This is a genomic window from Sodalis glossinidius str. 'morsitans', assembly GCF_000010085.1.
GTDB lineage: Bacteria > Pseudomonadota > Gammaproteobacteria > Enterobacterales > Enterobacteriaceae > Sodalis > Sodalis glossinidius.
The window spans coordinates 3,295,524-3,316,014 of record NC_007712.1 but is presented as its reverse complement, the minus strand read 5'-3'; the positions used below and the strand labels follow the sequence as shown (position 1 = coordinate 3,316,014).

Sequence of the window (20,491 nt, the reverse complement as noted above, 5' to 3'; positions counted from 1 at the left end):
GACGGCCAAAAGGACCGGCGGGAAATTTAACGCATTACCCGGAGGCGCTGCCGGCGTCGTCGGCCTCGGGACTGCGATTTGGGCCGGCGGCGCCAGTTATGGCGTCTGAGGCAGCATCGATGGCTATAACTTCAGCCGTGTTCCCGCTCATGTGCCAACTGACATTAAAATCCAGCAGCGCCGCGGCGTAATCTCGCGTCGGCAGGCGCCTCCTGGGCAAAGCTCGCGCGGGCATCGGGCCGGCTTTCGGCATAGGGCAGATAGGGTTTGATATCCACCACCGGCGTGCCGTCCACCAGATCCAGACTGCCGAGACGTAAAATGACGTCGGCGCCGCACAACGTAACGCCTTCCAGCGCCACCAGCGACATCCCGATTGGATTAGGGCGAAAAGGCAATCGGGTAGCAAAAACCCCCAGCCGGCTATTGCCGCTAAGCCGCGGGGGCCTGACCGTCGGCCGCCAGCCGCCCGCTGAGGTTTGATGAAAAACAAACAGTAGCCAAATATGGCTGAAATCCGCCAGGCCGCGCACCGCTTCTGCTTGATTATAGGGCGGCAATAGATGTAACTCGCCGGTGCCATCCGCCACCAGCCCCGGCTGGCGCGGCACGGCGAATTTTTCTTTATAGGACGAGCGAATGACGCCTATTTGCTGAAAGCCAAAAGCTTGAGTCATTGCGACACGCTGAGCGCGGTCCCCTGGCAGATGGCCTGTTGATAGCAGCCGGCGACGGCGTTCACGATCTGGCACTGATGCAGCAAGACGCCATTGCCTTTCATCGCGGCGGCGCGGGTCTGCATATTGCGGCGGGCGGTGCTGATGCTCGGCGGCGGATCCTGCAGGCTGACTTTGCAGGTAGAGCCATAGACTTCGCCCAAATCGCGGAACGGTTTGCCTACCAGCTCTTCGGGATTTTTATACAACTTGGCCGGCAGCGGCGCGCTGCGCGGGGCGGTTTTATGCACGGCGGTGGTAGTGTCTTTGGACGGGTTTTTGGGGCCGCTTTGGGGAGCGGAAGGTGCGTGGTGTAGCCCGTAGCATCCCGTCAGCGAGAGAAGGAACAGCGAAACAGGTAATGCGCGCATCATTTTTCCTCTAATTATTGTTATAACGGCTGCTATTGAAGCAATCTACGGCAGAAATAACAAGACGGGCCGTAGCCCGTCTGATTAAAACACCTTGAAAAACTGTTATTAACAATTACCAGCCTTTGACTGCGCCGCCGTTAAAAATTTTGTTGGCGGCTTCGTTTACTTCATCGGACTGATAGGCCTGTACGAATTTCTTCACGTTTTCGGCGTTTTTGTTATCTTCCCGCGCCACGATCAGATTGACATAAGGCGAGTCTTTATCCTCGACGAACAGACCGTCTTTGGTCGGCGTCAGGCCAATCTGGCTGGCGTAGGTGGTATTGATAATCGCCAAGGCGATCTGCTGATCGTCCAGCGAGCGCGGCAACTGCGGGGCTTCAAGCTCCACCAGCTTCAGGTTTTTCGGATTGTCGGTCACATCCAGTACGGTTGGCAGCAGCCCCACGCCCGGTTTCAGACCAATCAGCCCAACTTTTTGCCACAGCAGCAGCGAACGGCCCAGATTGGTCGGATCATTAGGCAGCGCGATTTGGGCGCCGGGTTTGAGTTCGTCCAGCGATTTGATTTGTTTGGAGTAGCCGGCGATGGGATAAACAAAGGTATTGCCTACGGCTGCGAGTTTATAGCCACGATCTTTGATCTGCTGATCTAGGTAAGGTTTATGCTGGAAAGCGTTTACATCGATATCGCCCTTGCTCAGCGCTTCATTCGGCAAGACGTAATCGTTAAAAGTGACCAGCTCCACATCCAGGCCGTATTTCTCTTTGGCAACTTTCCGTGCGGTTTCGGCGACCTGTTGTTCCGCGCCGTTGATCACGCCAACTTTGATATGGTTCGGATCTTTTTCATCCTGTCCGCAGCCGGCCAGCGCCATCGCGGTTACCAATGCCGCCACCTTTGCCAGGGTTTTTACATTGAAAGACATATCCCTTTCCTCACAGTGAGATGTAGTGTCCATGCGCCGTTACATCGACGCTGGGACGGGTCGCATTATTTATGGGTAACGGCGGAGACAAGACGATCACCACCGAGTTGTATTAAATAGACCAGAACCACCAACAATACTAATACGGTATTCATCACGGTGGCGTTATAACCGATATAGCCGTACTGAATGCCGATTTGCCCCAGCCCACCGGCGCCTACTGCTCCCCCCATGGCGGAATACCCCACCAACGTAATGAGCGTGATGGTCGCGGCATTAATCAGTCCCGGCAGCGCTTCCGGCAGCAGTACCTTGCGAATAATCTGGAGTGGCGTAGCGCCCATGGCTCGGGATGCTTCTACCAGACCGGAGGGGATTTCCAGCAGCGCGTTTTCGACCATACGGGCGATAAAAGGGGCAGCGCCTATCGTCAATGGTACAATGGCGGCCTTAAGGCCGATTGAAGTACCCACTATGATACGGGTGAAAGGAATCATCCAAACCAGCAAAATAATGAACGGCACTGAACGAAATACGTTCACCAGCGCCGATGCCAGCCGGTACAGTTTGGCGTTATCGACAATCTGGCCGGGCCGGCTGACGTAAAGCAGCACGCCAATGGGCAAGCCGATGACGAAACCAAAAAAGCCCGAGACAAATGTCATCATCAGAGTTTCCCAAACTCCTCGAGACAATAGGGCAATCATTCCATCAGACATAACCCAGCACCTCTACTTTTACCTGATGTTGCTGCAGATAGGCGATGGCCGAAGCGGTGTCCGCTTCATCCCCGTCCATTTCCGTTAACATGATGCCGAATTTCACGCCCCCCGCGTAATCCATCTGGGCGCTGATGATGTTGTTGTTGACGTTAAAACGGCGCGCGGTTTCCGACAAAAGCGGCGCATCCACCGACAGACCGGTAAATTCCAACTGCAAAATGGGAATGCGGCCAGGCGCACGCTGGCGATGCATGCGCTGCTGATAGTCCTGCGGAATATCCAAATGCAGCGTGGAACGGATGAAGGCCTGGGCCAGCGGCGTCTTCGGATGGGAGAACATTTCGCTTACCGTATCCTGTTCGATGAGCTCTCCTTGACTGATTACCGCGACCTGATCGCAAATGCGTTTTACGACATCCATTTCATGGGTGATTAGCAGTATGGTCAGGCCTAGGCGCTGGTTGATGTCTTTCAATAACGCCAGAATAGAGTGGGTGGTAGCGGGGTCCAGCGCGCTGGTGGCTTCATCGCACAGCAGCACTTTGGGATTACTGGCCAACGCACGCGCGATGGCGACCCGTTGCTTCTGGCCACCCGAAAGATTTGCCGGGTAGCTATCTGCTTTATCCTCCAGCCCCGCCAGCGCCAGCAGTTCAGTGACCCGTCGGGCGATAGCGCTTTTGGGCAGGTTATCTAATTCCAACGGCAGCGCGACATTACCGGCCACCGTGCGCGAGGAGAGTAAGTTGAAATGCTGGAAGATCATGCCAATCTGACGACGTGCGTCGATCAATTTCCGCTCGGGCAGATTCGTCAAATCGATACTATTGACCACCACCGTCCCGGATGTGGGCCGCTCCAGCAGATTAACGCAGCGTATCAGCGTGCTTTTCCCTGCGCCGGACGCCCCGATGACGCCGTAAATCTGCCCGGCGGACACATGAAGGCTGACATCTGACAGCGCGGTAATCGTCTGCGCGCCCAGCGTGAATTGCTTAGTGATGTGAGAAAGTGTGATCATGCTTAATTTTTATATATAGGCCGTGTCGCGAACGTATAAAGGGGCAAACCAATGCCAACCGGCATCGAAGTGCGTGGATGTTAAGGCGTCTATACGTCTAAGTCAACTGCGTTACGTTCCATTTTATGGGTTTCTCTTCCCATGTCAAAACATGCGATACTTACGGCTTACCCGTAATCAGGAGCCTTGCAGTGGCACAGTCTGTTTCCGCAATTTTTTTAGACCGTGACGGCACGATTAATGCCGATAACGGTTATGTCCATGAGATTGACGATTTTCAGTTCATCGACGGCGTGATCGAAGCCATGCAGGAATTGAAAAAGATGGGGTTTGCCTTGGTGATGGTCACCAATCAATCCGGACTGGCCCGCGGCCTTTTCAGCGAAGATCAGTTTATGCGTCTGACGGAATGGATGGACTGGTCATTGGCGGATCGCGACGTCGATTTGGACGGTATCTACTTTTGCCCCCATCATCCGCAGGCGGTGGTTGAGGCATTACGTCAGGAATGCGATTGCCGCAAGCCAAAACCCGGAATGCTGCTGGACGCACAGCGCCACCTGCATATCGACATGGCTTCTTCCTATATAGCGGGCGACAAACTGGACGATATGCTAGCGGCCCAGGCGGCGGGGGTTGGCACGCGGGTCTTGGTGCGCAGCGGTAAAGCGGTAACGGAGCAAGCCAGCGCGGCGGCGGATTGGGTCATTGATAGCCTCGCTGCATTACCGGCCGCGATTAAACAGCGTCAAGCGGGCGCGTAACGGATATTTAGTGAACGTTTGAAAAAAAGTAAGGATATTCCCTTGTCATTTCAGAACGGCTCCCTATAATGTGCCTCCATCGACCGGTCATGTGAACATCATCACGGTGAACGGAAGGGTTCAGAAACAGGCGAAACTGCTTGACACTGAATGAGGAAGGCGTAATATGTGCCACCCGTGCGGGTCGAGAAAACAGCCGGCACTGCTCTTTAACAATTTATCAGACAATCTGTGTGGGCACTCACAAGACGATATCGACATACCGAAATATCAAGTCTTGAAGAGTGAACAACAAATATTCATATGAATACCAGTTTTGATTCTTTGAGCATCAAGCTTTTAATTGAAGAGTTTGATCATGGCTCAGATTGAACGCTGGCGGCAGGCCTAACACATGCAAGTCGAGCGGCAGCGGAAAGAAGCTTGACTTCTTTGCCGGCGAGCGGCGGACGGGTGAGTAATGTCTGGGGATCTGCCCGATGGAGGGGGATAACTACTGGAAACGGTAGCTAATACCGCATAACGTCGCAAGACCAAAGTGGGGGACCTTCGGGCCTCACACCATCGGATGAACCCAGATGGGATTAGCTAGTAGGTGGGGTAATGGCTCACCTAGGCGACGATCCCTAGCTGGTCTGAGAGGATGACCAGCCACACTGGAACTGAGACACGGTCCAGACTCCTACGGGAGGCAGCAGTGGGGAATATTGCACAATGGGGGAAACCCTGATGCAGCCATGCCGCGTGTGTGAAGAAGGCCTTCGGGTTGTAAAGCACTTTCAGCGGGGAAGAAGGCGTTAGCGTTAACAGCGCTATCGATTGACGTTACCTGCAGAAGAAGCACCGGCTAACTCCGTGCCAGCAGCCGCGGTAATACGGAGGGTGCAAGCGTTAATCGGAATTACTGGGCGTAAAGCGTACGCAGGCGGTCTGTTAAGTCAGATGTGAAATCCCCGGGCTTAACCTGGGAACTGCATTTGAAACTGGCAGGCTAGAGTCTCGTAGAGGGGGGTAGAATTCCAGGTGTAGCGGTGAAATGCGTAGAGATCTGGAGGAATACCGGTGGCGAAGGCGGCCCCCTGGACGAAGACTGACGCTCAGGTACGAAAGCGTGGGGAGCAAACAGGATTAGATACCCTGGTAGTCCACGCTGTAAACGATGTCGATTTGAAGGTTGTGGCCTTGAGCTGTGGCTTTCGGAGCTAACGCGTTAAATCGACCGCCTGGGGAGTACGGCCGCAAGGTTAAAACTCAAATGAATTGACGGGGGCCCGCACAAGCGGTGGAGCATGTGGTTTAATTCGATGCAACGCGAAGAACCTTACCTACTCTTGACATCCAGAGAACTTGGCAGAGATGCCTTGGTGCCTTCGGGAGCTCTGAGACAGGTGCTGCATGGCTGTCGTCAGCTCGTGTTGTGAAATGTTGGGTTAAGTCCCGCAACGAGCGCAACCCTTATCCTTTGTTGCCAGCGATTTGGTCGGGAACTCAAAGGAGACTGCCGGTGATAAACCGGAGGAAGGTGGGGATGACGTCAAGTCATCATGGCCCTTACGAGTAGGGCTACACACGTGCTACAATGGCGCATACAAAGAGAAGCGATCTCGCGAGAGTCAGCGGACCTCACAAAGTGCGTCGTAGTCCGGATTGGAGTCTGCAACTCGACTCCATGAAGTCGGAATCGCTAGTAATCGTGGATCAGAATGCCACGGTGAATACGTTCCTGGGCCTTGTACACACCGCCCGTCACACCATGGGAGTGGGTTGCAAAAGAAGTAGGTAGCTTAACCTTCGGGAGGGCGCTTACCACTTTGTGATTCATGACTGGGGTGAAGTCGTAACAAGGTAACCGTAGGGGAACCTGCGGTTGGATCACCTCCTTACCTAAGCGATACGTTGAGTGACGTGTCCACACAGATTGTCTGATAACTGTCACGAGCAAAGCAGCCCGTCGGCGGCTTTTTCCTGTTCACCCGGCGAGCAAGGTAAAAGTCATTGGCGGCTGAGCGAAGTTACCACCGCTTTTGCGGTCAGGGTTACCCGCTTTGCCTTACTGAAAGCGGTGCCTTCCACGCCAAAGTATCGCGATGCCCGCGCTTTTCGAGTCCCCTTCGTCTAGTGGCCTAGGACACTGCCCTTTCACGGCGGTAACAGGGGTTCGAACCCCCTAGGGGACGCCACTTTGCTTGTTATTTCAGAGCGCGTTTATCAAGCGCGCTGCGAAATACCGCTCTTTAACAATCCGGAACAAGCTGAAAATTTGAAACACATGCTGAAGTGCAAACTCAGTATGCGAGTCTCTCAAACGAAGTAAGCAAACCTGAGGTAACGCGCAAGCGTTATCACTGTAGCGCGCAGACAGCTCAGGGTTGTGAGGTTAAGTGACTAAGCGTACACGGTGGATGCCTAGGCAGTCAGAGGCGATGAAGGACGTGCTAATCTGCGAAAAGCGCCGGTGAGCTGATATGAAGCGTTATCAGCCGGCGATGTCCGAATGGGGAAACCCGGTGCAACTCGTTGCATCATTGTCAGGTGAATCCATAGCTTGACGAAGCGAACCAGGGGAACTGAAACATCTCAGTACCTTGAGGAAAAGAAATCAACCGAGATTCCCCCAGTAGCGGCGAGCGAACGGGGAACAGCCCAGAGCCATCATCAGCTTGCGCATCAGGAGAACGGTCTGGAAAGTCCGGCGACAGAGGGTGATAGCCCCGTATCCGAAGGTGCGCTTGTTGTGAGCTCGATGAGTAGGGCGGGACACGTGATATCCTGTCTGAAGATGGGGGGACCATCCTCCAAGGCTAAATACTCCTGACTGACCGATAGTGAACCAGTACCGTGAGGGAAAGGCGAAAAGAACCCCGGCGAGGGGAGTGAAATAGAACCTGAAACCGTGTACGTACAAGCAGTGGAAGCATCCTTCGGGGTGTGACTGCGTACCTTTTGTATAATGGGTCAGCGACTTATATTCTGTAGCAAGGTTAACCGTATAGGGGAGCCGTAGGGAAACCGAGTCTTAACTGGGCGTCTAGTTGCAGGGTATAGACCCGAAACCCGGTGATCTAGCCATGGGCAGGTTGAAGGTTGGGTAACACTAACTGGAGGACCGAACCGACTAATGTTGAAAAATTAGCGGATGACTTGTGGCTGGGGGTGAAAGGCCAATCAAACCGGGAGATAGCTGGTTCTCCCCGAAAGCTATTTAGGTAGCGCCTCGTGAAGTCATCTACGGGGGTAGAGCACTGTTTCGGCTAGGGGTCCATCCCGGATTACCAACCCGATGCAAACTGCGAATACCGTAGAATGTTATCACGGGAGACACACGGCGGGTGCTAACGTCCGTCGTGAAGAGGGAAACAACCCAGACCGCCAGCTAAGGTCCCAAAGTCATGGTTAAGTGGGAAACGATGTGGGAAGGCCCAGACAGCCAGGATGTTGGCTTAGAAGCAGCCATCATTTAAAGAAAGCGTAATAGCTCACTGGTCGAGTCGGCCTGCGCGGAAGATGTAACGGGGCTAAACCATGCACCGAAGCTGCGGCAGCGGACGTATCACTTAAAACGCTCCACGCGACGATGAGCGGGCGCGTGCAAGCCACATTCCCGTTAAGTCGGCAACAGCCGGACAAGGGCAAGGCGTTTTAAGGATACGTCCGTTGGGTAGGGGAGCGTTCTGTAAGCCTGTGAAGGTGGCCTGTGAGGGCTGCTGGAGGTATCAGAAGTGCGAATGCTGACATAAGTAACGATAAAGTGGGTGAAAAGCCCGCTCGCCGGAAGACCAAGGGTTCCTGTTCAACGTTAATCGGAGCAGGGTGAGTCGACCCCTAAGGCGAGGCCGAAAGGCGTAGTCGATGGGAAACAGGTTAATATTCCTGTACTAGGTGTGACTGCGAAGGGGGGACGGAGAAAGCTAGGTTTGCCGGGCGACGGTTGTCCCGGTTCAAGCGTGCAGGTGGAAAGAGCAGGCAAATCCGCTCTTTCATAACACTGAGGCGTGATGACGAGCTACCACGGTAGTGAAGGAATTGATGCTACGCTTCCAGGAAAAGCCTCTAAGCTCCAGGTCACATCGAATCGTACCCCAAACCGACACAGGTGGTCAGGTAGAGGATACCCAGGCGCTTGAGAGAACTCGGGTGAAGGAACTAGGCAAAATGGTGCCGTAACTTCGGGAGAAGGCACGCTGGCATGTAGGTGGAGGGCCTTGCGCCCCGAGCTGAAGCCAGTCGCAGATACCAGCTGGCTGCAACTGTTTATTAAAAACACAGCACTGTGCAAACACGAAAGTGGACGTATACGGTGTGACGCCTGCCCGGTGCCGGAAGGTTAATTGATGGGGTTATCCGTAAGGAGAAGCTCTTGATCGAAGCCCCGGTAAACGGCGGCCGTAACTATAACGGTCCTAAGGTAGCGAAATTCCTTGTCGGGTAAGTTCCGACCTGCACGAATGGCGTAATGATGGTCAGGCTGTCTCCACCCGAGACTCAGTGAAATTGAACTCGCCGTGAAGATGCGGTGTACCCGCGGCAAGACGGAAAGACCCCGTGAACCTTTACTATAGCTTGACACTGAACATTGAGCCTTGATGTGTAGGATAGGTGGGAGGCTTTGAAGTGTGGACGCCAGTCTGCATGGAGCCAACCTTGAAATACCACCCTTTAATGTTTGATGTTCTCACTCAGGCCCGTCATCCGGGCCGAGGACAGTGTCTGGTGGGTAGTTTGACTGGGGCGGTCTCCTCCCAAAGCGTAACGGAGGAGCACGAAGGTTAGCTAATCACGGTCGGACATCGTGAGGTTAGTGCAAAGGCATAAGCTAGCTTGACTGCGAGAGTGACGGCTCGAGCAGGTGCGAAAGCAGGTCTTAGTGATCCGGTGGTTCTGCATGGAAGGGCCATCGCTCAACGGATAAAAGGTACTCCGGGGATAACAGGCTGATACCGCCCAAGAGTTCATATCGACGGCGGTGTTTGGCACCTCGATGTCGGCTCATCACATCCTGGGGCTGAAGTAGGTCCCAAGGGTATGGCTGTTCGCCATTTAAAGTGGTACGCGAGCTGGGTTTAGAACGTCGTGAGACAGTTCGGTCCCTATCTGCCGTGGGCGCTGGAAGATTGAGAGGGGCTGCTCCTAGTACGAGAGGACCGGAGTGGACGCACCACTGGTGTTCGGGTTGTCATGCCAATGGCATTGCCCGGTAGCTACGTGCGGAAGAGATAACCGCTGAAAGCATCTAAGCGGGAAACTTGCCTCGAGATGAGTCTTCCCTGAGGCCTTGAGCCTCCTAAAGGGACGTTAAAGACGATGACGTTGATAGGTCGGGTGTGTAAGCGCTGCGAGGTGTTGAGCTAACCGATACTAATGACCCGTGAGACTTAACCTTACAACACCTGAGCTGTTTGAGAGAGGGCGAAAGCCAGAGCTGTAACGAACGTTAGCGGCAAAGCGCAAGCGACATGAACGCGAGCGCCAGAAAGACGATATCAGCGATGTTCCGGATAACGCCCGATGGTCACGCAAGTGAGGGTTGGGCAGCAAGAGCAGTCTGCATGGTGAAAGCGGTGCGGAAAACGAATTTGCCTGGCGGCACGAGCGCGGTGGTCCCACCTGACCCCATGCCGAACTCAGAAGTGAAACGCCGTAGCGCCGATGGTAGTGTGGGGTCTCCCCATGCGAGAGTAGGGAACTGCCAGGCATCCATTACGTCCTAACGGGTAGCCCGTGACGAGCAGTATCAACGAGCCCTCTGCAACCGCAGAGGGCTTTTTGTTTTTGAGGACCATGGCGACCTGCTGCCGGCGACGCAACAGTCAACGCCCCGCCGGTCGACAAGCAAGCGATAGGTAAGTACAACAGCGCACCAGAACCGCAATGACGGGCGCCAAACGGGTCGGCCCGCCGCGACAGGTGCCCTCGATTGCGGGCGTTACACAGAGCCTTTCTGTTAATAAGCGGCAACATAGCGGCGGACATTTCTGCTCTACCCTTCGACCCAGAAAGAGCGGGTCAGACTTTGATTGGCAGGTGCCAAGGAGCTAAACAGGCTATTGTAAAGACGCAGAATTGCTGCCCGGCGTGAAAAGCAGGTCATTCTGGCGCTCCGGTTGAGAAAAGCCCTCTGCGTATGTAGAGGGCTTTTTTTGTCCCAAGAGAAATAGCGCAGCGTAACCCAGCGGCATTTGTCCTTCGGAGTCTGTGCATAGAGTGTTAAGCGATGACAGGCTAGCTTCCGTGAGATCTATTTCCACTCCGCGTGCCAACGCTATCGGCAAAAAAATAAACAAAAAAAACGCGGGCAGGGCGTTCGCGTAAACACAGCCCGCAACCCCGAGCCATCGCCTCTTATAAGAAGGGAAATCGCCCCGGCGTGTTCACATGAGAGGCAGATAGTCGAGCTTCCAGCACACCTACCGGTAACCACCTTTGTGAGTAGGTGACTCAAATTTTCAAACTAAATGTTTGCGTAAGATTAATAAAATTAAGAAAAATAAAAAGACGGTAGTATTTGTAAGCCATGATTTGAATCAGGTGGCTGCTATTTACAATAAAGCAATAATCATAGAACATGGTAGTGTTGTTTTTGATGGTAACGTTGATGATGCTATTAGACTCTACACATCGCGTTGAAATTCAATCACACGGATATTGATTTGAAAGGATGTTATGGAAATATTGTCTCATCGTGGATACTGGAAAGGCCTGCTAAGAAAAACAGCACGGCTGCGTTCCGTCGTTCGTTTGAACTTGGTTATGGCACTGAAACTGACCTGAGTTATGTTAATGGCTAACTTGTCATCAGTCATGATATGCCTGACTCAAGCGCTATCGCAGTAGATGTATTATTCAGTCTATACAATAGTAGTAAATTTCAATACCGCCCCACGTTAGCGCTAAATTTTAAGGCTGATGGATTACAGAAGCTTGTTAGAGAAAAATTAAATTACTATCATATCCAAAACTATTTTCTTTTTGATATGTCTATTCCTGATCTTCTCACTTACAAGAATGAGGGCTTAAAGTTTTTTATTCGCTTTAGCAAATATGAACCTGAATTTGCTCTTCTGGAAGATGCAGCAAGGGTTTGGCTTGATGGTTTTAAGGAAACGATATTAGATGAAGCGCTTATTATCTCATTGCTAATTTGTAATAAAAAATTCTGTTTGGTGTCTCCGGAGCTTCATGCCCGGGCGCATTTCCCCGTCTGGGAGATAATTAAGCGGCTGCCTGATAGCATCTTGTTATCAAAAAACTTTCTTTTATGCATTGACTTATCTGAAGATGCAACGAGGTTTTTCTATTGTAACTAAAATCAAAGCTGTCATTTTTGATATGGATGGTATGCTTATTGAAGCAAAGGACTGGCACTATGATGCACTCAATAAAGCGCTCAATCTTTTTGGGTTAGAAATCACTAGACAGGAACATCAGATCGTTTACGATGGGTTGTCGACGAAAGATAAACTTATCATGCTGAGTCGAGATAAAGGTCTTTCCCAATCATTGCACGAATTCATCAATGATGATGAAACGAAAATATACGATGGAAATAGTCAACAATTTTTGCAAACCTATGTTCCACCATGAATATGCTTTATCGAGTTTGCAACGTGAAGACTATAGGCTTGCTGTTGTATACAATTTCATCAAGAATTCAATTGAAGTGATGATGGATAAAGCGCATTTGGCACAGTACTTAGAATTCACTATATCTAATCAAGATGTGGTTAAAGGTAAGCCTGATCCTGAAATGTATAATAAAGCGATCTCCACTTTGAATCTAATGCCGCAAGAATGTGTGATTGTTGAGGATAATGAAAACGGCATAAAGGCAGCTCGCGTCAGTGGTGCGCATGTGCTTGAGGTCGACACCGTTTATGACGTCAACTTTGATAATATTAAAAAATTTATCTTAAGTGTAGAAGGGTCTTAACACAATGATCAATATCATCATACCAATGTGTGGTCAAAGTCTTTACGAAACGTCTGATGATTTCATCTATCCGAAAATTTTAACTGAGGTTGCAAACAGAACGCTATTGGAGTATTCCCAGGACATCTTTGACACCTTGAAGGAAGAAGCTAGAAAAATATTTATCATCCCACAGGTTAGACTTAAAGAACTGGGTCTTAAAACGCTGATAGAGACTATTAGTGATTCGACGGGCATAATTGTACGCTTTACAGGGTGATACTAAAGGCGCCGTGTGTAGCTGTCTCATGGGTGTTGATGAGCTGGATTTGGAGGCGGAACTGATCATTTCGTCTGCCGATCATTATATCAAGGATGATCTGCAAAGTATTATCGAGTATTTCCGCAGCCAACAGGCTGACGCGGGCGTTCTTTCTTTTGAGTCTGTGCATCCAAAATGGTCTTTTGTTAGATTGAATGCGGATAAGCAGGTTGTCGAAGCCGCCGAGAAAATTTCCATTAGCAGCAATGCCGTGTCGCAGTTCCTCGGTTTCTTCGGCGGCTCGCGTTTCGTGCCGATTGTTTGCTCTTTTGCCGCAATTATTGTCGGCGCGGTGATGATGGTTGTGTGGCCCTGGTGTCAGAAAATTATTTTCAGTCTCGGCGGCCTGGTCGATGCCACCGGATATTTGGGTACGTTTATTTATGGCTTTGTACTGCATATGCTTGGGCTGTTTGGATTACATCATATTTTCTATTTGCCCTTCTGGACTACGGCGCTTGGCGGCAGTGAGGTGATAAACGGTCAGCTTTATGAAGGCACCCAGCGCATCTTTTTCGCGCAGCTGGCGGATCCCAACACCCCGCATTATTATATTGGTACGGCGCGTTTTATGTCCGGGCGTTTTATTACCATGATGTTTGGACTGCTCGGCGCGTGTCTGGCGATGTATCATGCGGCGCGGCCGGAAAACCGCAAGCGGGTGGGCGGGTTATTGCTGTTGGCGGCGCTCACCTCCTTTTTGACCGGCATTACCGAACCTATCGAGTTTTCATTTCTGTTTATCGCTCCGGCGCTGTATGTGCTGCATGTCGTGCTCGAGGCGTTTATGCTGGCCCATATCCTGCACATTACCATTGGCCAAACTTTCTCCGGTGGCTTTATCGACTTTATCTTGTTCGGCGTTTTGCAGGTCGAGGCGAAAACCCATTGGTTATGGGTGCCGGTAGTGGGCGTTCCCTGGTTTCTGATTTACTACTTCTCCTTCCGTTATCTGATTCGCCATTTTGATTTTAAAACGCCCGGCAGGGAAGACATGGCTGCCGTAAGCGAATCGGTGGTCAGCAGTCAGCGGGCGGAAACGATTATTAAAGCGCTGGGCGGGCGGGAGAATATTGAAGAGCTGGATTGTTGTGCGACCCGTTTGCGGGTCACGGTGCGGTCCCCGCAAGAGGTGGATGAAGCGATGCTGACGCAAAGCGGCGCCCGTGGTGTGATTAAATGTGGTAATAGGGTGCAGGTGATATTCGGCCCTCATGTCACGGTGATTAAAAATGAAATAGAGGAAGCGATTGCGTCATGACTGAGTCTATGCTGACGACGATTAAAGGGAAACTGGTGGTGTCGTGCCAGGCGCTGGAGCAGGAGCCGCTGCACGGTGCATCGATAATGGCGCGTATGGCGCTGGCGGCACAACAGGGGGGAGCGGCGGCAGTCCGCGCCAACGGTCTGGCGGATGTGGTGGCTATCCAACAGCAGGTCGCGCTGCCTGTTATCGCTATCATCAAGCGGGATTATCCCGATAGCGAGGTGTTCATCACCGCCACGGAGCGGGAGGTTGATGAGCTGATGGCGGCCCGGCCGCCAATGATTGCAATGGACGCCACCGACAAGCCGCGTTCCGCCGGCGGCTCGCTGGCCCGGCAAGTGGCCTATTGTCGGCGACAGTATCCTGATTTGCTGTTGATGGCCGACATTGCAAGCGTGGCCCAAGCGCGTCAGGCCGAACAACTGGGTTTTGATGTCATTGGCATGACGCTTTATTGTTATACCGAAGAGAGCCGGGGGCGGATGCTGGCCGAGCAGGATTTTGCTTTCCTGCGCGAGGTGCTGGCGGCGGTCAGCCGACCGGTTATCGCCGAAGGTAATGTATTGACGCCGGAAATGGCGGCACGTTGCCTGGCATTGGGCTGTCATGCGGTGTGGTGGGCGGGGCTATTACCCGTCCGCAGCAGATAACGGCGCGTTTTGTCTCTGCAATCGTCGCCGCTAACATCGTGCCAGAGGGGAATTAACCAAAGGCATCCGCCGGGAACGCGACCCACCGGTGTCTCAGGCTGGCCCGCCGGAATTAACGCCGCGAGCGCCGGGGGAAAGAATTAACGCGCCAACCTGATGATGCAACGGGAAAGAGGGAGGGTCATCATCCGCCGTGCGGTACATAGCGGTGATAGGCTAGTTGCTCAGGGCATACAGGCTGTAGCCGGCGGCGGCGCCGGCAACGTCCCAGGTAAAGTCCTTCCAGCTCCAGCCGGTGCCTCCGGGCCGGCTGTCTCAGGCCTCTTTTAGCGCGCCGAAGGTGATAGACAGCTCAAAACCAATATTACGACTGTGTGCGGGCGAGGCCGATTGATGCTCGGCGATCGCGCTGCCGGCCACCGCCAGCAGGGCAGAGCCAACAAAGTGCTGGGTCTTGTCGCGACCGGTCCAATTGTCCTGTGCCAGGTGGCTGCAGCCTGTGCACCACAGCAGTGGTAACAGCCACAACACGGGTAACGATAAACGGCGGCCTCTATGCATCAATGGGTTCCTGCTGGCACTGGCGACATAACGCTCCAGAAAGCGTCGCCGCCGGGAGAGGGCATCTCGGTTTAGAGGATCCGGCTAATTAAACGGTCAATGCGGATCCGACGCAATCGGCGGATAAGCTTGCGGACTTTAACCGGATAATCGGCGATGCTCTCAAGTTCGGTAAAATGCCGCACTACCTGGGTGTGGGTGCGGATCCGGTTGAGCTCTTTCTCACGCTGCGGGTGCAACGCCTGTGCGGGATCGTGAATAAGCAGCGCATTTTCCAAATCAAGCCGCCAGGCACGCGGGTTGAGGTTATTGCCGGTCAGCAATTGCCACTCCTCGTCTACCCATACGCCTTTCAAATGGTAACTGTTGTCGTCGTCCTTCCACAGACGTACCACCAATTGACCGTTGTCCACATACCGCTGCAGGCGGCTAAGAAAACGGCGCAAATTGATTTCGTACAAATACGGCAGGGCGCTGATAATCTTGAACTGCTGATCTTCAGGGATATAAAAATCGTTGGCGGTCTTATCGCCGACAATGATTTCCACCTGCCTGCCCAGACGCAGCAGACCGATTAAATCCCGCACCAGCAGAGCCGGTAAGTTGAAATAGGGCGTACACAGCGTCAAGGTGTCGCGGGTGGAACACAGTAAATGATGAATCGTTTTGTTCAGCGGGCTTTGCTTGCCCAATCCCACTAACGGGGTAATGGCCAATTCATTCGGACCTGCTTCACCTTGATAGCGATAGCCGGTTTCACGCAGGGTTTGGCGAAACAGGCGGGTATCATTTTTGATCTCGAGGCTTTTTGGCCGGGCGACGTTATCCAGCCGGTTTACCGCCGGCGCCGTGAGCAATTGTTGTTTGATGTAGGCAAGTAGCGTGTCGGCCAGGGAGGGATTACGGATAATCTGGTAACGATCGTAGCGATATTTATCCTGCTGATGCAGATAAACATCGTTCAGGCTGGCGCCGCTGTAAATCACCTGGGCGTCGATAATAAAGCCTTTCAAGTGCAGGACGCCCAGCGCTTCGCGGGTATTGACTGGTACGCCGAAGACCGGCACGTCCACGCCGGGATGCGCTTGCGCCATACGGCAGTACCAGTCGGCATTGGTATCAGCGGCGGCGGCACCGATACGACCGCGTTGCGCCCGGTGCCAGTCAACCAGAATCGCTACATCCAGCGATGGATCGTTACGTTTGGCGTCATAAACGGCTTCAAGCACTCGTTGACCGCCCTGATCCTGCTCCAGATACAATGCGACCAGATAGATTCGTCGCCGGGCGCCGGCGATGGCCTGTATGAGCGCATGATAGAAATCTTCAGGGCTGTAAAGCGTTTTAACATCTGCAACCGTCTGAGGGATTTTTGGCAGTTGTGCAAGGTGTTGTTGGTGTTTACTGCGTTTAGAAGTTGACAACATCACAGTGCGCTTCTTCTCTTATCATCGAAGGTTGGAATGACCCTATGCAAACAAATATTTGCGTTGAATCGATCATAATATCACTACTTCTGTTGATTGTGGGCATGTTTCAACTGCCCGGCTAATCCTTGCCCGCTATCGGCGGAATTCATGCTGTAGCCGGTTCCAGCGCCAGAGCCAGCGCGACGATACCGTCCTGCAATTGAATATCCACCGTAAACCCTAATTTGCGCGCTAGCGTTATCATGCCGCGGTTGTTGGGCATGGTGATAGCGGTCAACCGCTGCAGACCGTGGGCGCGGGCGTAATCAATCATCTTTTCCAGCAGCATGCGCCCAAGCCCCAGTTTTTTCAAATCGGAACGTACCAGTACCGTGAATTCCGCATCGGTATTGTCAGGATCGGCGATGACGCGGGTAACACCGATGATAACTTCACGATCCTGCTGTTGTATGACAGCCACAAACGCCATTTCACGATCATAGTCGATTTGCGTCATATATGCCAAATCTTCATGGGTAAATTCGCTAATTTCGCTGAAATAGCGGTAATAGAGATCCTCGCGGGTCACCAGGCCGATGAAGGCTTTCAGCAGTGGTTCATCTTCCGGCAAAATCGGTCGGAACAAACAGCGCTGCCCGTTGGTTAGCGTGACGACCGATTCCAGCTGACGCGGATAGGGGCGGATGGCCAGCCGTGCACCGGGATCGCCGTGGTACTCGCTTAATTGCAAGCTGACATCCAGCGCCGTCATATCGCTGCCGCAGGCCAGCAGCGGATGGATATTCAGCGCGGTGATTTCCGGGCAATTTACCACCAGATCGGAGACTTGCACCAGCAATTGGCTGAGCGCCGCTAGATCCAAGGGATACAGCGGGCGGTTGTTGCGCAGGGCGCCCATCTTTAACCCTTGTAGCACCAAATGATGCGCCAGCGCCATATTGAGCGGCGGTAATGCTACCGCCACCGGCGCCCCCGCGCGCCAGTCGCTTTCGCCATCGCCTAACAGGATAAGCGGGCCAAATACCGAGTCTTGTTCTACGCTGATGCGTAGTTCCTGCGTGCCGGCGCGGCTGGCCATGCTTTGTACCGCCAGCCCTTCAATGCGCGCCATGGGATAGGTGATCGCCGCGCGCTCAAGCATCGCGCTGGCCGCCTGCGCCACTTCCGCCGCGTTGCGTAGCGCGAGTATCACCCCCTGCACGTCGGATTTATGCGCGATATCGGCGGACCGCAGTTTTAGCGCCACCGGATAGCCGAGTCCTTCGCTGAGCCGTACCGCGTCGTCGCTGTCGGCGGCGATCCAGGTGGGCAATGTCTTGATACCATAGGCTTTAACGATGGGCCTGACTTCGTGGGTTTCCAGTCGGGTAATGCCCTGATCCAGCGCTTCGCGGATCATCTGGTGGACGTGGGCGGCATCGACGGTCAACCCGGCCGGCAGCGCTGGCGTTTCCATCAGTTGCCGCTGATTGCGCCGGTATTCCGCCATGTGCATAAAGGCTGTCACGGCCCCTTCAGGGGTACGGTAGGTGGGCACTCCCGCCTCGGTGAACAGGCGGCGCGCCTGCTGAGAAGAATACTCGCCGCTCCAGTTGGTCAGCAGGTTAACCGGCCCGGAGCGGGTGGCATCGGCCAGCGTGGCAATCACCTCGCGGGCGGTTTCGCTGCTGGGCGCGGCGGCGCTCGGAGCATGGATTATCAGCAGCGCATCGAAATCCTTACTGCCCAATAGCGCCGACAGCGCGGCGCGGTAACGCGCCGGTGTTGCATCGTCGGCGAGATCCAGCGGATTGCCGGGTGTTAACGTCGCCGGTAACGCGTGCGCCAGCGCCGCCAGGGTGGCGTCATCCGGCTCCGCCAACCGGCCGTGGCGGCGCAACAGCTCATCCAGCGCCAGCGCGGCGGGCGCAATACCGTTGCTGATGATCATTAAGCGTTCGCCGCGCAGGGGGCTCATATGGCTTAAGGTTTCTACCGCCGAAAACAGTTCGTGGGTGTCGCGTACCCGCAGTAGCCCGGCCCGTTGAATGGCGGCGTCATAGGCGGCATCGCGGCCGGGAGGGTAGTTGAGCAGCCGCTGCGCCTGGATGGTGCGGCCGCTTTTGATCACCAGAATCGGTTTATTGCGCGCCGCGCCACGGGCGGCAGAAAGGAAACGTCGGGCGTCGGAGAGATGCTCCAGATGCAGAAGTATCGCGCTGGTCTTACCATCGCGCGCTAGAAAATCCAGCATATCGTCGACATAGATATCAATGCTGTCGCCGAGAGCGATAAAGTAGGAAAACCCGGTGGCGCGCTGCTGCGCCCAGTCGAGCACGGTATTGGACACCGCCGCCGACTGCGAGATAAACGCCAATTTACCGCGATGGATGGGGACTGGCGAAAAGCTGGCGTTCAGATCCTGCCACGGCGCTAGCAGCCCCAAACTGTTGGGTCCCAGCAACCGCATGCCGAAACGCTGAGCACAGGCGCGCAGGTCGTCAAATTGCGTCGCCGGCGCCGACAGCACGATGGCCGTCTTGCAGCCTCGTTCGCCCAGAGCGGTGAGCAGATCCACATTGCGTCGGCCGTGGGTACACACTACCGCCAAATCCGGCGGCAGCGGCAGCGCCGCCACCGAGGGATAACTGAGCACGCCGCAGACCGCCGGGTATTTCGGCGTCACCGGCAGCACTGGCCCGCTGAAACCGCCGTCAAGCAGATTGCGCATCATCAGATTGCCGGCGCGGCCGGGTGTGTCCGACGCACCAACCACTGCAATCGATTTAGGCCGCAGCAGCGCCTCCAGTCCCCGTAAACTCATCACTGCCTCCCCCGCTGGTTGACGGGATAATTGTACGCGTTTTATTCCCTTTCTGCTGTGACGACGGGGACAATCCGCGCGGCGCATGGGATTTGCCCGCCAGATAACGATGACGAAAGAGCGCAAAATGGGCCATTAGTGCATCAGCCGTGGCATGATCACCCGTCTGGAAGAGCAAAGCGGCGGCCACCTCCGCAGTGCAATGGTGACCCTCGCCATGGCTGCCGCGCAGGCCGTATTGCGACACGGTGGGCAATTCCAGCGACAATACCGGAAAATGCGTCAGCCACGGGCTTTTGCGGAACATTTTGCCCGCCTCGGGCCAGGTACCGTCCAGCAGAATAAACAGCGGCGGCCGCGCGTCGGGCAGAATATGGTTGACGACCCGCCGCCCGCCCGGCATATGGCTTGCGGGAAACACCACATAAGGCTGACGGTCCGGATCGGCCACCGCCGCCAGCATGGCCGGATCCGGTTGGGTCCGTGACCAGAGAAACGCCTGTGTGGCGGGCAGTATATCGGCGATCAATCGGCCGGTATTGCTGGGTTTCAAGGGGTCGGCATCGAACATTACCACAAAACCGGCTGCTGGTCTGCTGCAGCATAGTGGTGGCGCATAAACAGCGCCGGCGCGGTAGCAGGCAATGCTCGCAGCATAGCACGCGGCAGCCGCGGGCGCGAAACGGGCTCGTCGATTGCTGCAAACGGAATTGGCGCAAGGCCAGAACGGCGTTTTGGGTCATGGGAAGATCGACGGTATCAAAAGAGGACGAGTGTACCGGAGCGCTGAGGGGAAGTGTAACGCTTTTTTCCTGCTTGCCGCCGTGGTGGCGCCCCGCTGCGGCATCGCACATATGGCGGACCCTGAGCAAAACACGGGTAGTGGAGACCGCCCGCCCTGTACGGTATTGCCAGTGAAACGCTTGCGGCAACGCTCGCTGTCGAGCGGCCTGCACCACCGCGCGGATAAGTCACCCGTGGCGCTCAGCGGAGCAGGTCAGACGCACCGGGCGCGTCTCACGAGGTG

At 54.3% G+C, this 20,491-nt stretch carries 14 protein-coding genes, 1 tRNA gene, 3 rRNA genes and 3 pseudogenes; 12 read left to right on the top strand and 9 right to left on the bottom strand.

Annotated features, from left to right (window positions below; all coding sequences use genetic code 11):
* Positions 1-203: 203 nt before the first annotated feature.
* The 5 genes and pseudogenes from tsaA to metN all read right to left on the bottom strand — a co-directional run.
* Positions 204-677, bottom strand: a pseudogene (gene tsaA / locus SGP1_RS17690) (tRNA (N6-threonylcarbamoyladenosine(37)-N6)-methyltransferase TrmO); the annotation flags it as partial.
* Complete coding sequence (rcsF, locus tag SGP1_RS17685; protein WP_011411860.1) at positions 674-1,087, bottom strand: Rcs stress response system protein RcsF; 414 nt, start codon at positions 1,085-1,087, stop codon at positions 674-676. The pseudogene tsaA and the gene rcsF, both read right to left, overlap by 4 nt.
* 115 nt (positions 1,088-1,202) lie before the next feature.
* Positions 1,203-2,018: a MetQ/NlpA family lipoprotein gene (locus SGP1_RS17680; protein WP_011411859.1), complete on the bottom strand. Its 816-nt coding sequence runs from the start codon at positions 2,016-2,018 to the stop codon at positions 1,203-1,205.
* 65 nt (positions 2,019-2,083) lie between these two features.
* Positions 2,084-2,737, bottom strand: a complete 654-nt coding sequence (locus SGP1_RS17675; protein ID WP_011411858.1) for a methionine ABC transporter permease MetI — start codon at positions 2,735-2,737, stop codon at positions 2,084-2,086.
* On the bottom strand, positions 2,730-3,761 hold the full coding sequence (gene metN / locus SGP1_RS17670) for a methionine ABC transporter ATP-binding protein MetN (RefSeq protein ID WP_011411857.1): 1,032 nt from the start codon (positions 3,759-3,761) through the stop codon (positions 2,730-2,732). Before metN ends, SGP1_RS17675 begins: the two co-directional genes overlap by 8 nt.
* Positions 3,762-3,952: 191 nt before the next feature.
* Here metN and gmhB point away from each other — a divergent pair, with 191 nt between their 5' ends.
* The 12 genes and pseudogenes from gmhB to SGP1_RS17620 all read left to right on the top strand — a co-directional run bounded on the left by gmhB (position 3,953) and on the right by SGP1_RS17620 (position 14,726).
* Positions 3,953-4,525: a D-glycero-beta-D-manno-heptose 1,7-bisphosphate 7-phosphatase gene (gene gmhB / locus SGP1_RS17665; RefSeq protein WP_011411856.1), complete on the top strand. Its 573-nt coding sequence runs from the start codon at positions 3,953-3,955 to the stop codon at positions 4,523-4,525.
* Positions 4,526-4,865: 340 nt separating this feature from the next.
* Positions 4,866-6,408: ribosomal RNA gene (locus SGP1_RS17660) — 16S ribosomal RNA — on the top strand.
* A gap of 35 nt (positions 6,409-6,443) precedes the next feature.
* A complete protein-coding gene (locus tag SGP1_RS30165) occupies positions 6,444-6,644 on the top strand; it encodes a hypothetical protein (protein WP_148203372.1) in 201 nt (66 codons plus the stop codon).
* A tRNA-Glu gene (locus tag SGP1_RS17655) sits at positions 6,630-6,705 on the top strand. The genes SGP1_RS30165 and SGP1_RS17655 overlap by 15 nt, the downstream gene beginning before the upstream one ends.
* Before the next feature lie 195 nt (positions 6,706-6,900).
* Positions 6,901-9,905 (top strand): 23S ribosomal RNA (locus SGP1_RS17650).
* 196 nt (positions 9,906-10,101) lie between these two features.
* A 5S ribosomal RNA gene (gene rrf, locus SGP1_RS17645) occupies positions 10,102-10,217 on the top strand.
* Together the 16S, 23S and 5S rRNA genes with 1 tRNA gene alongside form the textbook arrangement of a ribosomal RNA operon.
* A gap of 1,111 nt (positions 10,218-11,328) precedes the next feature.
* A complete protein-coding gene (locus tag SGP1_RS17640) occupies positions 11,329-11,829 on the top strand; it encodes a hypothetical protein (RefSeq protein ID WP_050747798.1) in 501 nt (166 codons plus the stop codon).
* A complete protein-coding gene (locus SGP1_RS34275) occupies positions 11,801-12,106 on the top strand; it encodes an HAD hydrolase-like protein (RefSeq protein WP_243466092.1) in 306 nt (101 codons plus the stop codon). Before SGP1_RS17640 ends, SGP1_RS34275 begins: the two co-directional genes overlap by 29 nt.
* Positions 12,063-12,452, top strand: a complete 390-nt coding sequence (locus tag SGP1_RS34270; protein WP_243466091.1) for an HAD family hydrolase — start codon at positions 12,063-12,065, stop codon at positions 12,450-12,452. The genes SGP1_RS34275 and SGP1_RS34270 overlap by 44 nt, the downstream gene beginning before the upstream one ends.
* Before the next feature lie 4 nt (positions 12,453-12,456).
* A complete protein-coding gene (locus SGP1_RS24800; RefSeq protein ID WP_050747797.1) occupies positions 12,457-12,711 on the top strand; it encodes a hypothetical protein in 255 nt (84 codons plus the stop codon).
* 28 nt (positions 12,712-12,739) lie between these two features.
* The gene (locus SGP1_RS17625; RefSeq protein WP_083764893.1) at positions 12,740-14,014 is read left to right on the top strand and encodes a PTS transporter subunit EIIC; all 1,275 of its coding nucleotides are present in this window, start codon (positions 12,740-12,742) and stop codon (positions 14,012-14,014) included.
* Positions 14,011-14,726 (top strand): annotated as a pseudogene (locus SGP1_RS17620) (N-acetylmannosamine-6-phosphate 2-epimerase). Before SGP1_RS17625 ends, SGP1_RS17620 begins: the two are co-directional and overlap by 4 nt.
* Before the next feature lie 160 nt (positions 14,727-14,886).
* Here the strand turns inward: SGP1_RS17620 and SGP1_RS17615 are convergent.
* From SGP1_RS17615 to SGP1_RS17600, 4 genes and pseudogenes are all read right to left on the bottom strand, one after another.
* Positions 14,887-15,231: pseudogene (locus SGP1_RS17615) on the bottom strand (YfiM family lipoprotein).
* Between the two features lie 71 nt (positions 15,232-15,302).
* Positions 15,303-16,658: a CDP-diacylglycerol--serine O-phosphatidyltransferase gene (gene pssA / locus SGP1_RS17610; protein WP_041867161.1), complete on the bottom strand. Its 1,356-nt coding sequence runs from the start codon at positions 16,656-16,658 to the stop codon at positions 15,303-15,305.
* A gap of 148 nt (positions 16,659-16,806) precedes the next feature.
* Positions 16,807-19,464, bottom strand: a complete 2,658-nt coding sequence (locus SGP1_RS17605) for a bifunctional acetate--CoA ligase family protein/GNAT family N-acetyltransferase (protein ID WP_011411852.1) — start codon at positions 19,462-19,464, stop codon at positions 16,807-16,809.
* Entirely contained in the window at positions 19,427-20,110 is a 684-nt protein-coding gene (locus SGP1_RS17600) for a tRNA-uridine aminocarboxypropyltransferase (protein WP_083764891.1), read from the bottom strand. The genes SGP1_RS17605 and SGP1_RS17600 overlap by 38 nt, the downstream gene beginning before the upstream one ends.
* Between the last annotated feature and the right edge of the window lie 381 nt (positions 20,111-20,491).